The organism is Shewanella sp. GutCb, assembly GCF_002836135.1.
Taxonomy (GTDB): Bacteria; Pseudomonadota; Gammaproteobacteria; order Enterobacterales; family Shewanellaceae; genus Shewanella.
Map to the genome: position 1 here is coordinate 154,167 of NZ_PJBL01000016.1, position 14,069 is coordinate 168,235.

16 protein-coding genes are annotated in these 14,069 nt (G+C 42.6%); 1 reads left to right on the forward strand and 15 read right to left on the reverse strand.

What is annotated here, in order from left to right; all coding sequences use genetic code 11:
• Window positions 1-133: 133 nt before the first annotated feature.
• The 15 genes from CXF86_RS09160 to CXF86_RS09230 all read right to left on the reverse strand — a co-directional run bounded on the left by CXF86_RS09160 (window position 134) and on the right by CXF86_RS09230 (window position 12,637).
• A complete protein-coding gene (locus tag CXF86_RS09160) occupies window positions 134-337 on the reverse strand; it encodes a hypothetical protein (protein WP_101089966.1) in 204 nt (67 codons plus the stop codon).
• Window positions 338-632: 295 nt separating this feature from the next.
• Window positions 633-1,100: a bacterioferritin gene (gene bfr, locus CXF86_RS09165; RefSeq protein ID WP_101089965.1), complete on the reverse strand. Its 468-nt coding sequence runs from the start codon at window positions 1,098-1,100 to the stop codon at window positions 633-635.
• Window positions 1,101-1,112: 12 nt separating this feature from the next.
• The gene (gene bfr, locus CXF86_RS09170) at window positions 1,113-1,580 is read right to left on the reverse strand and encodes a bacterioferritin (protein WP_101089964.1); all 468 of its coding nucleotides are present in this window, start codon (window positions 1,578-1,580) and stop codon (window positions 1,113-1,115) included.
• Window positions 1,581-1,905: 325 nt separating this feature from the next.
• Window positions 1,906-2,127, reverse strand: coding sequence for a (Na+)-NQR maturation NqrM (gene nqrM / locus CXF86_RS09175; RefSeq protein ID WP_101089963.1), 222 nt, complete (start codon window positions 2,125-2,127; stop codon window positions 1,906-1,908).
• A 12-nt stretch (window positions 2,128-2,139) separates the two neighbouring features.
• Window positions 2,140-3,156, reverse strand: coding sequence for an FAD:protein FMN transferase (locus CXF86_RS09180; RefSeq protein ID WP_101089962.1), 1,017 nt, complete (start codon window positions 3,154-3,156; stop codon window positions 2,140-2,142).
• A 30-nt stretch (window positions 3,157-3,186) separates the two neighbouring features.
• Window positions 3,187-4,434: an NADH:ubiquinone reductase (Na(+)-transporting) subunit F gene (nqrF, locus tag CXF86_RS09185; RefSeq protein ID WP_101089961.1), complete on the reverse strand. Its 1,248-nt coding sequence runs from the start codon at window positions 4,432-4,434 to the stop codon at window positions 3,187-3,189.
• A 46-nt stretch (window positions 4,435-4,480) separates the two neighbouring features.
• Window positions 4,481-5,089 (reverse strand): NADH:ubiquinone reductase (Na(+)-transporting) subunit E, encoded by a 609-nt coding sequence (nqrE, locus tag CXF86_RS09190; protein WP_101089960.1) that lies wholly within the window; start codon window positions 5,087-5,089, stop codon window positions 4,481-4,483.
• Window positions 5,090-5,094: 5 nt separating this feature from the next.
• Window positions 5,095-5,727, reverse strand: coding sequence for an NADH:ubiquinone reductase (Na(+)-transporting) subunit D (locus CXF86_RS09195; protein WP_101089959.1), 633 nt, complete (start codon window positions 5,725-5,727; stop codon window positions 5,095-5,097).
• Window positions 5,727-6,521 carry a Na(+)-translocating NADH-quinone reductase subunit C gene (locus tag CXF86_RS09200; protein WP_101089958.1) on the reverse strand — a complete coding sequence of 265 codons (795 nt, stop codon included), beginning with the start codon at window positions 6,519-6,521 and terminating at the stop codon, window positions 5,727-5,729. Before CXF86_RS09200 ends, CXF86_RS09195 begins: the two co-directional genes overlap by 1 nt.
• Window positions 6,514-7,713, reverse strand: a complete 1,200-nt coding sequence (locus CXF86_RS09205) for an NADH:ubiquinone reductase (Na(+)-transporting) subunit B (protein ID WP_101089957.1) — start codon at window positions 7,711-7,713, stop codon at window positions 6,514-6,516. Before CXF86_RS09205 ends, CXF86_RS09200 begins: the two co-directional genes overlap by 8 nt.
• On the reverse strand, window positions 7,713-9,047 hold the full coding sequence (locus tag CXF86_RS09210) for a Na(+)-translocating NADH-quinone reductase subunit A (RefSeq protein WP_102038840.1): 1,335 nt from the start codon (window positions 9,045-9,047) through the stop codon (window positions 7,713-7,715). The genes CXF86_RS09205 and CXF86_RS09210 overlap by 1 nt, the downstream gene beginning before the upstream one ends.
• 653 nt (window positions 9,048-9,700) lie before the next feature.
• Window positions 9,701-10,210 (reverse strand): S-ribosylhomocysteine lyase, encoded by a 510-nt coding sequence (gene luxS, locus CXF86_RS09215; protein WP_101089956.1) that lies wholly within the window; start codon window positions 10,208-10,210, stop codon window positions 9,701-9,703.
• A 592-nt stretch (window positions 10,211-10,802) separates the two neighbouring features.
• Window positions 10,803-11,102, reverse strand: coding sequence for a BolA family protein (locus CXF86_RS09220; RefSeq protein ID WP_101090036.1), 300 nt, complete (start codon window positions 11,100-11,102; stop codon window positions 10,803-10,805).
• A 182-nt stretch (window positions 11,103-11,284) separates the two neighbouring features.
• Window positions 11,285-11,788: an ACT domain-containing protein gene (locus CXF86_RS09225; protein ID WP_101089955.1), complete on the reverse strand. Its 504-nt coding sequence runs from the start codon at window positions 11,786-11,788 to the stop codon at window positions 11,285-11,287.
• A gap of 177 nt (window positions 11,789-11,965) precedes the next feature.
• Window positions 11,966-12,637 (reverse strand): alpha-ketoglutarate-dependent dioxygenase AlkB family protein, encoded by a 672-nt coding sequence (locus tag CXF86_RS09230; RefSeq protein ID WP_101089954.1) that lies wholly within the window; start codon window positions 12,635-12,637, stop codon window positions 11,966-11,968.
• Between the two features lie 132 nt (window positions 12,638-12,769).
• Here CXF86_RS09230 and CXF86_RS09235 point away from each other — a divergent pair, with 132 nt between their 5' ends.
• A complete protein-coding gene (locus tag CXF86_RS09235; RefSeq protein WP_102038819.1) occupies window positions 12,770-14,041 on the forward strand; it encodes a methyltransferase in 1,272 nt (423 codons plus the stop codon).
• Window positions 14,042-14,069 lie beyond the last annotated feature (28 nt).

Here is a 14,069-nt window from a genome sequence, read left to right on the forward strand (position 1 = left end):
AACATTAGCTAATGATATGCAAGTGAAAAACTATAATATTGTTTGTTACTGTGTAATAGCAGAACAAGATGTTTTAACAAAAAATTTGGACAGTTCTAGCACTAAACAGAGCACAATTGAAGAGACCTAAAGATTAAAATAGAGTTGTCAGCATTGACAGCTCATCTGCAGAAAGAGCAGATTTAGTCGTGTTAGCTTTGTGCATTGCCTGTGAACGACGATTTCCAGACTGAGCCAACTCAAGTTGTTGCTCTAGTCGTTCAATCTTACCAAGAAGACGTTCGATTGTTAGCTGATTTTCACTTTCGTATGTGTTGCTATTGCCTGTAATCATCATAATCTCTCCTTTCTTCTCAAGTTGTGTTCACGTTATCTATTAAAATAACTATCGAATTAATCACACTACTGGACTTTAATATTAGTCTAAAAAACCAACAGTGCCACTAATTATGGTATTAAATTTGAGAATAATAGTAACTTAGAGAAGCTGAATATTCACTGTACAGCAGTGGATAAACCACAAAGATGGGCAATATAAAAGTCTAGGCAATAACGATAGAGAGCATTAGGCACCATCACTAGTCGAAGCTCAGGTGCCTACTAAGTCATCTATCTATTGTAAAAATAGCAGGCTACATTTTACTTTGTAGATAATTAGGTAAACCGACTTTATCAATCAGGCCTAACTGTTTCTCTAACCAGTACATATGGTCTGATTCGGTCTCTTCGAGCAAAACCTCTAAAATCTCACGACTCTGGTAATCTTTTTTCTGTTCGCATAATGCAATTGCCACACGCAAGTTATCAGCGACTTGATACTCGTATGCTAAGTCATTCTTGAGCATCTGTTCGGTATCTTTTCCGATATTGAGCGGCTCGCGACTGGCAACATCAGGAGTGCCTTCTAAAAACAAGATACGTTGCACTAGCTTCTTAGCATGTTCACGCTCATCATCAGATTCATGAGAGATCCGTTCATGCAGTTCATTCAGGCCCCAATCTTCATACATCAGTCCATGTACGAAATATTGATCCATTGCTGACAACTCACCGGTGAGCAGTTTGTTTAATGTGTCGATAACCTCTTTATTGCCTTTCATAAAAGTCTCCGGTTAGTCCATTTTCGATTGTAAGTAGTTTTGAATGCCTGTCAGTGAAATAAGCTCTAATTGGGCTTCAAGCCAATCCAAATGCTCCTCTTCATCTTCTAACAGATCTTCTAACATGTCGCGGCTGACATAGTCTGCTGACAGTTCGCATAGAGCAATTGCTTCTCGCAATGAAACAAGTTGCTCTTCTAGCATCACTTTGTCGCATTCCAACATCTCTTGGCTATGCTCACCAATACGGATTTTGTCTAATTGCTGTAGGTTTGGCAGCCCTTCAAGGAACAAAATACGTTCAATAACCTTGTCGGCATGCTTCATGTCTTGGATTGATTTTTTGTAAGCTTTTTCATTTAGCTCACCCAATCCCCAGTTTTTAAACATTCGGGCATGGAGGAAGTATTGGTTGATTGCGGTCAGTTCACTGGTCAGCACTTTATTTAACTGGCTAATGACCTTGGGTTGTCCTTTCATCTGCTCATCCTTAGTAAAATTGATCTATATCAATAACCACAGCCTAGAGCAAAAAACATACAAAAACAAATTAACCTTATATTTCAATTCTTTATGAAAGGTAACCATTATCATTAGCACTACAATTCCTAATTGGCGCGCACGTCGTTAATTCTCGATTTAATCGAACAAAACTAGTGTATTGAATCGGGAGAGCTGTGAGTTTACCGATCTTTAAAGTGGATGTTCAGCTGTTAGATAGCAGATAAAAGTGTCTAGCGCTAACAATAAAAGATATAAAAAAGGCCCCTCAAGAGGAGCCTTAATAACCATCGCCAACACGAACTTAGATAATTCTGTTCTGTTCTAGTTTTTCGCGACGTTCTTGTTCAGCCATTTTGGCCTTACGTTTATCACATGGATCATCACAATCACATGCTTTCTCAATTCCTAGCGCGCCTAGACCACCGCAGCTTCCTGCCACCACCTGTCTCTTAACAAGATAGCCTATCGACATTAAGAAAAAAAATGCGAGTAACGCGACAAATGCCGCTATAAATGTGCTCATATTCGACTCCAACTACTGAGTGACGAAAGGTTTAAAAGCCTCACTATAAAAAACTTTAAAGCCATCTTCCTGCTTTTCTATTAGCATTATCGCAAGATGCTCGCGATTAGCAAGTTCTAGTGACGCCTGAGTCCCTAAAACCATCATCGCAGTAGCGTAACCATCAGCAACCATAGACTCGGCATGCAGCACAGTAACAGATGCTAATTTGTGGTCAATTGGGTAGCCACTTCGTGGATCAATTAAATGAGAGAAGCGTTTGCCCTCCTCTTCATAATAGTTACGATAATCTCCAGAAGTTGCCATTGCCATATTTTCAAGTGAAATAACTTGCTGAATACCACTGCTGGTATCACCTGGTTGCTCTATTGCAATACGCCACAAAGAACCATCAGCTTTTGTTCCACGCAGGCTAATCTCACCACCAATCTCAACCAAATAACCCATGGGTTGATACTTGTCTAATAGTGCAGCTATTTTATCAACACCAAAGCCTTTTGCAATCGAAGACAGATCGACATATAGATCAGGATTTTGCTTACTCATCTTATTGCCGTTTAACGATAGATACTCTATGCCTGTACGGCTTTTTGCATCGTTTATCATCTCTGCAGACGGAATAGTCGTTGGCCGTTTATCGGGTCCAAAGCCCCACAAGTTAACAAGCGGGCCTAAAGTAATATCAAGCGCGCCATCGGTAATCTTGTAGAGCCTAAGTCCTTCTGCCACCACTTTAGCGGTATCAGCAGAGACTTCCATCTGTACATTACGTGTCAGTTGATTAAATTGAGACAACTCAGAACTTGGTCGGTAGGTTGACATTTGGTCGTTCACTTTTTCAAGTGCCATATCAATTTCAGCCTGCAAGAGTTGAACATCTGGTAGCAACTCGCTGCGCACAACTTTAATATGATAAGTTGTGCCCATTGTGTTACCAGACAGTGAAATTACTTCAGTAGGTTTACTACATCCTGAAATAAAAAAGGCTAACCCAATAAGGGCCAGCCAGTTTACTAAGGTCTTAAACATTATGACCTAGATCTCCAATTAGAGAGGGGGTTAGCCACCGAAGTCATCGAGTAGGATGTTTTCATCTTCGACACCAAGATCTTTAAGCATGCTAATAACAGCAGCGTTCATCATTGGTGGGCCACACATATAGAATTCACAATCTTCTGGTGCATCATGATCACGTAGGTAGTTTTCAAACAACACGTTATGAATGAAGCCTGTGTAACCATCCCAGTTATCTTCAGGTTGTGGATCCGACAGTGCGACATGCCACTTGAAGTTATCATTGTCAGCCGCTAGGCCATCAAAATCTTCAACATAGAACATTTCACGACTAGAACGGGCACCATACCAAAAGCTAATCTTACGCTTAGAGTTAAGACGCTTAAGCTGATCGAAGATATGTGAACGCATTGGCGCCATACCCGCACCACCACCGATAAAGACCATTTCAGCATCAGTTTGTTTCGCAAAAAACTCACCGAATGGACCCGAAATAGTGACCTTATCGCCCGCTTTTAGGCTAAAGATGTACGATGACATCTTACCGCAAGGCAGCGTAAGGTTACGCGGTGGAGGAGACGCAATACGTACGTTCAACATGATGATACCTTCCTCTTCAGGATAGTTCGCCATTGAGTATGCACGGATTGTTTCATCTTCAACTTGAGACTCAAGGTTAAAGAAACCAAAGTGTTCCCAGTCACCACGGTATTCTGCAGGAATATCGTAATCTGCATATTTAACGTGGTGCGCTGGTGCTTCAATCTGGATGTAACCACCAGCACGGAAAGGTACTGAATCGCCACCAGGAATTTGCAGCTTAAGTTCTTTAATGAAAGTGGCTTTGCTATCGTTTGAGATAACTTCACACTCCCACTTCTTAACACCGAAAATCTCTTCTTCTAATTCGATTTCCATATCAGCTTTAACGTTTACCTGACAAGATAAACGGCAGCCCTCACGAGCCTCACCTTTGCTAATATGATCCATCTCAGTCGGCAGAATATCACCACCACCTGATTTAACGTGTACTTTACACTGACCACAAGTACCACCACCACCACAAGCAGACGAGACGAAAATACCGCTCTCTGCTAATACACCTAGTAGCTTGCCACCTGCAGCAGTTGTAATTGCTTTTCCTGCATCATCGTTGATGCCGATGATGACATCTCCGCTTGGTACTAGCTTTGATTTGGCAAATAAAATAACCAAAACTAAAACCAATACAATTGCGGTAAACATACTCACACCGAGATATACATCGATTGGAGTAGATTCAAGAATACCCATTAACTTATCCTTAAAGGTTCAAATTAAGACGTCGTTAGGTGCCTCTTTACAGAGACACACCAGAGAACGACATGAAACCTAGAGCCATTAAACCTGCGGTAACAAAGGTAATACCTAGTCCGCGAAGCCCATTAGGAACATCAGCATATTTTAACTTCTCACGGATACCAGCAAGCAAGACAAGTGCTAATGCCCAACCGATACCAGAACCAATACCAAACACTAAACTTTCAGTCAGGTTGTAGTCACGCTCAACCATGAAAGAGACTGCACCGAAAATTGCACAGTTAACAGTGATTAGCGGTAGGAAGATCCCCAACGCGTTATATAACGGTGGAAAATACTTATCCAATGCCATCTCAAGGATTTGCACCAAAGCTGCGATAACACCGATAAAGGTGATGAACTTCAAGAAGCTCAAATCCGCATCTGGAACACCCGCCCAAGCTAAAGCACCTGGAGCAAGAATACCTTGATAGATAATTTGGTTAACGGGAACTGAAATTGCCAGTACCACGATAACGGCAACACCGAGTCCCATAGCAGTTTTAACTTTCTTTGATACTGCTAAGAAAGTACACATACCGAGGAAAAAGGATAACGCCATGTTTTCAATGAAAACAGAACGAATTAGTAGACTAATATAATGTTCCATTATGCTTATCCTTTTGCTTCTACTTGCTCTGGCTTCATAGTACGGATAATCCAGATCAATGCACCGATCAGGAAGAACGCACTAGGAGGCAGAAGCAATAGGCCGTTAGGCTGATACCAGCCACCGTCTGAAATCTTGCTTAAGATTTCAATACCGAACAATGAACCGTTACCAAACAATTCACGTACGAAGCCTACAGACAATAGAATTGCACCGTAGCCTAGACCATTACCGATACCGTCCATGAAACTCATCAATGGCGGTGTCTTCATCGCATAAGCCTCAGCGCGGCCCATCACAATACAGTTAGTAATAATCAAACCAACGAATACTGAAAGTTGCTTAGCAACATCGTAAGCATAAGCTTGTAGTACTTGGTCAACCACGATTACCAGTGACGCAATAATCGTCATCTGCACAATAATACGCACACTACTTGGAATGTGATTACGGATCATTGAGATGAACAAGTTAGACAGTGCCGTTACCGCAGTAAGTGCAATGGTCATTACAATCGCCGTTTCCATTTTACTGGTAACAGCTAGTGCACTACATACACCCAGAATTTGCAAAGCAATTGGGTTATTACTGATGATAGGTCCGGTTAGAACCTGTTTAAGTTCTTTAGCATCAGCCATTAGCTAATCCCTCCATTGCGAGCTTTTTCGATAAAGCGAGCAAAGCCCTCTTCACCTAACCAGAATGTCAGAGAATGCTGTACGCCATTACTTGTCAACGTCGCACCAGACAGTGCATCAACACCGTATGGAGAAGCGGCAACAGTCGGGTTTTTAGTGACACTGATAGCAAGGTTGCCCTTTTCATCGTATAACTTCTTACCCGTCCACTTAGCAATCCACTGTGGGTTTTGCACTTCACCACCGAGACCTGGCGTTTCACCAGAACCGGTAAAGCTGTAATAAACCAAGCTACGAATCGTATTTAGATCAGGCTCAACAGCAAGGAAAGCAAACATCGTTGACCACAAGCCATAACCTTTAACAGGAATAATCACTGTCTGTAGTTGCTGGTTGTCATCACGAACAAGGTAAACCACGGCATTATTTGCAACACGCTTAACTGACGCTATGTCATTTTGCGGTACAAAAGAAGTCGTTAGAGTACGCGCTGCTTTTTCTGCATCAAAAGTATCTGCATTACCTTCAACCCAGTCACCCGTTTTAAGATCAACGAGTTTAGCCTCTACATGCTTATTGTATATTTCAAGAACCTGCGCCTTCTCAACTTTACCGTCTTTAGTATTAATCAGACCAGCAGCTTCAAGAATATACTTTTGCTTATCAAGTAATTTGTTTTCTTGCTGAATCGGTTTCAATAATACTGCGGCCGTCGAAACGAACATAGAGCAGATGAAACATAAGCCAACAACAACAAACAGTGTTCTTCCGAACGAATCTTTATTACTAGCCACGAGCAATCCTCCGCTTGATATTCGACTGAACCACAAAATGGTCAAATAATGGAGCAAATAGGTTAGCGAATAAGATGGCCAACATCATGCCTTCTGGGAAAGCAGGATTGATAACACGAATAAATACCGCCATAGCACCGATTAAGATACCGTAAGCCCATTTCGCATTATTAGTGAAAGACGCTGAAACAGGGTCTGTCGCCATGAACATCATACCGAATGCAAAACCACCTAACACTAGATGCCAATACCAAGGCATGGCAAACATTGGGTTAGTGTCGCTACCAACCGCGTTAAGGAGAAATGAAACGGCAATCATACCGGCCAAAACACCACCCACGATACGCCATGAAGCAATACGGGTATAGATGATAACTGCGCCACCAATCAAGATAGCCAGTGTCGAAACTTCACCAACAGAACCTGGAATGAAACCGAAGAACGCGTTCCACCAATCTTGAGTAATTCCATATTCCAATGTGCCTTGCGCCGCTTGGCTCAGTGCAGTTGCACCAGAGAAGCCGTCTGCAACGACCCAAGTAGTATCGCCAGACATGTTTAGCGGATAAGCAAAGAATAGGAATGCACGACCTGCAAGTGCTGGGTTTAAGAAGTTACGACCAGTGCCACCAAAGATTTCTTTCGCCACAACCACACCAAAGGTGATACCTAAAGCAACCATCCATAGAGGAATTGTTGCAGGCAGTGTTAGTGCGAAAAGAATCGAGGTAACAAAGAAGCCTTCGTTAATCTCATGGCCACGTACTGATGCAAATAGCACTTCCCAAATACCGCCGACAGCGAATGTCACTGCGTATATGGGTAGGAACCAACAAGCGCCATACCACATCAATGCGGCCACACCTGAATTTGCAGTCAATTCAGTACCAAACAACCCGAACAAAGCAACCTGCCACGTATCAGGAGAGCCAAAGCCTGCTGCTAACGCGTCTTGTGCTTGTAAACCTACGTTGTACATACCGACAAACATAGCTGGGAATGCACATGCCCAAACCATAATCATCATACGCTTTAGGTCCAAGTTATCACGAACATGGGTACGACCCTTGTTCACCTGACCTGGCGTATAGAAGACAGTATATGCAGCTTCAAAAAGCGCATAAAACTTCTCGTATTTACCGCCTTTTTCAAATTGCGGTTCAATATTTTCGAAAAACTGTTTTAAGCCCATTAGCCTTCCCTCACGATCGTATCTAAACAGTCACGTAGATATGACGCATAGTCATACTTACCAGGACATACGAAAGTACACAGTGCCAAATCTTCTTCATCTAACTCCAATGCACCTAATGTTGCAGCGCCATCGTAGTCACCAGAAACAAGATCACGCAGTAGCATAGTCGGAAGAATATCCAGCGGCATAACTCGCTCATAGTTACCAATCGGTACCATAGCGCGGTCAGAACCACCGGTGCTCGTTGTCATATTAAACAAACGAGAAGATGAAAGATGCCCAAGAAATGCACGAGTGATAGAGAACTTATCGCTGCCAGGCATAGCCCAACCAAATAATTCTTTCTCAGTGCCTTCTTCTAACAAGCTAATTTGGTTGTGGTAACGACCAAGATAAGCATGAGGACCAACGGCAATACGTCCACTCAAAACGGAACCGGAGATAACACGTACGTTACCTTCGCTTACTTCATTTTGAATCAACTCAGCCATGGCGGCGCCGACAACAGTACGAACTAATCGAGGCTTAACCGCTTTAGGGCCTGCTACAGATACCACTCGTTGAGTGTTTAACTCACCAGTAGTAAATAGCTGACCTATCGCGATAACATCTTGATAGTTAATCTGCCATACGGTTCTATTAGCAGAAGCTGGTAATAGGAAGTGTATATGAGTACCTGGCAAGCCTGCTGGGTGTGCCCCTGCAAACTCTTCAACTTGAGCATTAGCAACAGGAATATCAGCGCCTGGTGCTTTACAAAGGTAAACTTTACCTTCGGTTAACTTTGAAAGTAGCGTTAAGCCATGTTCAAAATCAGCTTTATGCTCAGCAATCACGACAACAGGATCTGCTGCCAATGGTTGAGTATCAATCGCGGTGACGAAAATACCGGCTGCAGTTGAATCAACTGCGGGTACTCTACTGAAAGGACGCGTTCGCAAAGCCGTCCACAAACCTGACTCGATCAGGTTGTCACGAACTTGCTGAGTCTCAACTGATTCTATTGCAGTGGCGTCAAATTTAGCAAAAGAGATACTGTCATCCCCTTCTACATCAATAACAACAGACTGCAGAACACGTTGAGCGCCCCGGTTAACTTCGGAAATTGTGCCACTGGCTAAAGCAGTATATTTCACGCCCAAATTCTTTTTATCTTCAAAAAGAACCTGACCTTTTTTAACTTTATCGCCCACTTTGATTTTCATCGTAGGACGTAAGCCAATATACTCTTCACCCAAAATAGCTACATGGTTGATGGCCGGGCCATCATAGATAACTTGCTCTGGCCCACCGACTAGGGGTAGGTCCAATCCTTTCTTTATTGTAATCATATCCACAAGCACTACGTTATGAAGGAAAGACAATGCGCCGCGTTCCTGCTAAACACACAAGTTTTAAACAAACCTTTTTTTCGTGTTGAGCTAGCGCAGATTTATCACAGAAATGCGATCGCAATCACGCTGGTCGCGCGCATTTTACCCCAAATATCACTAGGTCGCCATGAAAAATATGCCTGTTTTAAAAGGTTGCCGACGTTTTAATAACAAACATCCCGAATTGATGAGATGTTTAGGTTTCAATTAGTTGCCACCGATCTCCCTTTATCCATAGCTATAAAGGGGTTAATCGATTTTAATTGAGAAAAATGCAACTAACATTAGGCGGATATGATTAACAACGGTCTTGAATTCAAATGCCGATTATTTAATCGACACCTCTTTGTCTCATTGGACAATATGACCAAAGAATCAGACAATTGCAGCTTGAATTCGACCTTAATATAGACAATGTGTGATTTACATTCCCCGCTAAGCAACTCAAATAGCTTTTAAATCGATCGCTAAGTAGCCAGTTATTATGCCTCGGTCGCAATTTAACAAGTTAACGGTCAAAAAAGCCTATCGACGCACTATTAACTGATGACTAAGCAAAAACAACAAAAGCGGCTAAAGCCGCTTTTTTAACATCACCGACACGACTAATATTACAAGCCGTTTAAGATCTCATCGCTCAAAGTGAGTTCATCGTTACGGTTCACATTTATCCCTGCAGATATGATGCTGCGAGCAATCTCTTTGGCTTGTTCTAACGAATGCATCTCATAAGTACCGCATTGGTACTCATTGAGCTCGGGGATCTCAGATTGCTCAACCACGGCAAGTACATCTTGCATGGCCGCCAACCAAGCATCAGCCACAATCGACTCTGTTGGTGTACCGATAAGACTCATGTAAAAACCGGTACGACAGCCCATAGGTGAAATATCGATAATCTCGACATTGCCGCCATTTAGGTGATCACGCATAAAACCGGCAAAAAGATGTTCAAGAGTATGGATGCCTCTTTCACTTAATATCTCTTTATTTGGTACACAAAAACGCAGATCAAATACCGTTATTGTATCGCCCTTAGGCGTCGACATTGATTTGGCAACGCGAACTGCTGGTGCATTCATTCGAGTATGGTCAACGGTAAAACTATCTAATAACGGCATATTAATCTCCAAATTTGCTCTTTGTTTACCATCGAGCACGGTGTAGGTTACTGCCTTAATCGACTGTAAGGATTTATTGGTATCAGCTGATACTTACGTACCCCAGCGTAGTAGTCAATATTAAGCACCATTAACTTTTTTCATTATTGAGCCTTGCAGAGACGGCTTTGCCGTTGCTTTCTTTGACCAAGTCGCAAGTTAAGCCATCACCTCTGCAGCAATTAACTTATCAATAACCCTAAGATTACGGCTCATGCAGCCTGGGAATCGCCGCACTTAGCGGTGTGATGCACACCAAATGCTAAGTCATAGTAAAATCCGCCGACTCTGTAATACCAATTGCATTAAAAGTTTGACCATTGCGCGGGAATTCAAAGCCCTGTAAACAAGATGGGGGATTGAAGCAGGAAATAGACAAAGTAAGCTGCCAACAAAGTTGAGCAGATGTCATCGAGTAAACTAGAACAAGGTCAAAACACATTCATAAATAAAAGCCAGCATCTTTTATTTAACATTTCAGCGCCTTAAACCAAAAAATCACAGCGCTATGCTGTGATTTTGTAAACGCGTTTTACTAATTGTATGACTAATACTAGCCTTTACATTTAGGAGAAGCAGGTACTGCAGATTCAAGCGCCCACTCTTCAGGTGTAAATGTATGCATAGAGAGTGCATGTAAGCCTTGAGAAAACTCTTCTGCTAATGCCTCGTTTACCGCTCGGTGACGCCCAATCAGACGTTTACCCACAAATTCACTGCTACTAATAATCACTTTAAAGTGAGTTTCTGAGTTTGGCGGTACGTGATGGTTATGGCTTTCATTGATCACTTCTAAGTGCGAAGGTGAAAGTGCTGCGGTGAGTTTTTCGGTAATGATCTGTTCAACTGACATAACGATGTTCTCAAATGGCATAAATGCGATTGCGGCAGATTACTGCCATGAGAAGTAAAGGTCAACTCTAGCCTGTTTACGGATACGGTGACACGCACATTAGCCTTATCGGATAGTTTGCAGCAAAGCCGAGTCAGTATCACCGTTTAATTCAACAGCAGAGCTGTCGATAACAACGTCCTTTAAATAATACTCACCCTTAAATCGTTAGATATTCCTTCCAACAGTTCAACCACACTCTCGTTGCTTACCTCATTTGGCAGTAATACGGTAAGCTTTGAAGTAAATACTGTCTGCCCGATAGTCGACACATGCACCCGGTTAAACTCCATATGCTCAATGCCAAGATCTAGATTAACTAATACATCCACGATCTCTCGCGTCAAGCCAGGACGATCTTTACAATCCACATTAAGATGAAGCTCCCTAACATTACTCAACGGAGCTGCATTGGATGCTTCAAATAAAAAAGTGAGTTTGGGAAACTGTCGCTCAAACTGAACTTTTAAAGGCTGTGACATGTCATCTTCAATAGCCACTTTTAACAAGGCCGCAAAATGGTGATCAACCTTAATAACCTTGCTGGTTATCCACTCACCACCGGCTTGCCGTGTTTCTTCAGCCAGGGCTTTAATCACACCAGGAGTAACAGCGCCTAACACTGTTGCAATAAACATCTTTTTCATCGAAAACTCCTTAACCGTCATAAGTGAAGAGCCCTCAGCCCATTTCACAATTTAATAGCAGTTAACGTTAATAATTTTATACGTAACTACAACTCCTTGTTCCAGCATAGAGTAATTATTAAGCGTAGAGTGCGAACCTGCTAACAAAACGGTATAAATTTGACGAAGAGTTACTCGTCACAAATGAAAGTGAGGTATTAGCTGCCTAAAGGTAAAATTGATTCTGCTTTGCGACACTCGTAATCGTTTGGGTAACGCATGTTCCCATTGTGCCTGCATTGGCCAGTGCATGATGAGTAGATCACCACTATTTAGCGCCAGTACTATTTTTTCTTTCGTACGTTTGTGTCGCAGAAAAAAGTCTCGGTTTGCACCTAATGTCACCGAGGCGATATCACTTCCTGCTTCAATCTCTTTCTCATCATCGCTATGCCAGCCCATCGACTCAGTGCCATTTTCATAACAGTTAACCAGCACGCCATTACTCATCAGAGAGAAATCTCGGTTTAGCTTTTGTCGCAATTTATCAGCATATTTTGGCCATGGTAGAGCTTCGATAAACAGGCCTGAGTAAAAGTAATCGCAGCCCTTGTCTGCAAACCAAGCTTGGCTTCGAGGGATAGGATGACTTTTACCGTATACCACCAATTCTGGCCGACTCATCGGATATTGCCTCGCCTCAATCAATAGCGCTTGTTGCTGAGCCTCATTAAGGTACCCCTTGATTAATGTATAAGGTGCAGACACAGGTTTTGCTGATCGATCCGCCTGCGCAAAATTCTCCGCCGTCTTTGACTTATCTACGCTCGATGGTGTTTGTTCATCAAAGCCAAAGCCCTCTTGTTTCATCCTTCCTTCTCCTTCTCATACTGCTTTTAAAGTCATCAAATGTGCTAGAAAGCTATCATTACACCTAACATATACCTAAGATCATAAATCTGCGATAATACGCGCCCGCATTTATTTGGTACTTATTGGCATATGACGACACAATTTTCAGTATCGAGCATCGATCTCGAACTCTTCCGTTACCCTAGCAGACAAGAGTCTAACCTGCAGGCTTGGGACGCTGCCGATGAGCACTTAGTAAAGCATCTAATCGACACAGAGCAAGCGGCGGTCAACACCACGATTGTAAATGATGGCTTTGGTGCGTTAACTGCAGGTTTGTTATCCATTAACCCTCAGTGGCCACTAACGCTAGAAACAGACGCAAAAACCAGTTTACTGGGCACAAGCCAGAACCTAACGCGCAACCAGCTCAGTGAAGATAGCCTCACATGGGTTAACAGTCGTGACGAGTTGCCGCAAGGCATCGAACTGGTGTTAATGAAACTACCAAAGAATCTTAACTACTTTAGCCACCAGCTAAAGAGATTGTCACATGTCCTGCCAGCGGGAACGCCCGTGCTGATAGGGGCTAAAGCTAAATCGATTAATAAGTCACTGCTAGAAACCATTAGCCGTAATCTTGGTGAGGCTAGCGCTAGCCTCACTTGGAAAAAGACCCGCGTTATTACCTGTATCGCAGATGGTAAAGCACGTACCTTACCCACCACCACAAACTGGTCAGTAGACGAGTGTCAGCTGCAGATAAGTAATTTGAGCAATGTGTTCGCCGCTAGCAAACTTGATATAGGCGCACGGATCATGCTCGACAACATGCCTAAAGGTGATTTTAAATCGATTATCGATTTGGGCTGTGGCAACGGTATTTTGGGCTTACACGCTAAACAATGTTTTCCAGAAGCTTACATACACTTTATTGATGACTCAGAGATGGCTGTCGCATCGGCGAGAGACAACTGGGCATTGAATGATTTGGATAACCCCACTCTGATTGGCGAGCAAGCCACTTTTGCTTGGGATGATTGTCTAACACACATGAGCGAAGGCTTCCGCCCAGATTTAATCTTATGTAACCCTCCTTTTCACCAAGGTGAAGCGATTACCGATCATATCGCATGGCAGATGTTTTTAGATGCATTTAGACGTTTAAAGAATGGCGGGATCTTACATGTGGTAGGTAATCGACATTTGGCTTACCACGTAAAGTTACAGCGTATTTTCAAGAATTGTACGACGGTGGCATCAAATGGGAAATTTGTGATTTTACAGGCACAAAAAATCAGTAAAAAAGCGCAAGAGCCTGAGCTTGAAGTTGAAGTTGAAGTTGAAGTTGAGCTTGATACAGATAAAATGTCTGATACACCGCACCCGCAAAGTGCCCTGTACGGTAAACCTAACGCTTAGGCTTATTGGCATTAATACACTATAGATA

What these genes read in the sequence shown, in the direction of transcription:
- CXF86_RS09160 (WP_101089966.1), bottom strand. Translation starts at nt 337, where the DNA reads ATGATGATTACAGGCAATAGCAACACATACGAAAGTGAAAATCAGCTA.
- bfr (WP_101089965.1), bottom strand. Translation starts at nt 1,100, where the DNA reads ATGAAAGGCAATAAAGAGGTTATCGACACATTAAACAAACTGCTCACC.
- bfr (WP_101089964.1), bottom strand. Translation starts at nt 1,580, where the DNA reads ATGAAAGGACAACCCAAGGTCATTAGCCAGTTAAATAAAGTGCTGACC.
- nqrM (WP_101089963.1), bottom strand. Translation starts at nt 2,127, where the DNA reads ATGAGCACATTTATAGCGGCATTTGTCGCGTTACTCGCATTTTTTTTC.
- CXF86_RS09180 (WP_101089962.1), bottom strand. Translation starts at nt 3,156, where the DNA reads ATGTTTAAGACCTTAGTAAACTGGCTGGCCCTTATTGGGTTAGCCTTT.
- nqrF (WP_101089961.1), bottom strand. Translation starts at nt 4,434, where the DNA reads ATGGGTATTCTTGAATCTACTCCAATCGATGTATATCTCGGTGTGAGT.
- nqrE (WP_101089960.1), bottom strand. Translation starts at nt 5,089, where the DNA reads ATGGAACATTATATTAGTCTACTAATTCGTTCTGTTTTCATTGAAAAC.
- CXF86_RS09195 (WP_101089959.1), bottom strand. Translation starts at nt 5,727, where the DNA reads ATGGCTGATGCTAAAGAACTTAAACAGGTTCTAACCGGACCTATCATC.
- CXF86_RS09205 (WP_101089957.1), bottom strand. Translation starts at nt 7,713, where the DNA reads ATGGGCTTAAAACAGTTTTTCGAAAATATTGAACCGCAATTTGAAAAA.
- CXF86_RS09210 (WP_102038840.1), bottom strand. Translation starts at nt 9,047, where the DNA reads ATGATTACAATAAAGAAAGGATTGGACCTACCCCTAGTCGGTGGGCCA.
- luxS (WP_101089956.1), bottom strand. Translation starts at nt 10,210, where the DNA reads ATGCCGTTATTAGATAGTTTTACCGTTGACCATACTCGAATGAATGCA.
- CXF86_RS09220 (WP_101090036.1), bottom strand. Translation starts at nt 11,102, where the DNA reads ATGTCAGTTGAACAGATCATTACCGAAAAACTCACCGCAGCACTTTCA.
- CXF86_RS09225 (WP_101089955.1), bottom strand. Translation starts at nt 11,788, where the DNA reads ATGAAAAAGATGTTTATTGCAACAGTGTTAGGCGCTGTTACTCCTGGT.
- CXF86_RS09230 (WP_101089954.1), bottom strand. Translation starts at nt 12,637, where the DNA reads ATGAAACAAGAGGGCTTTGGCTTTGATGAACAAACACCATCGAGCGTA.
- CXF86_RS09235 (WP_102038819.1), top strand. Translation starts at nt 12,770, where the DNA reads ATGACGACACAATTTTCAGTATCGAGCATCGATCTCGAACTCTTCCGT.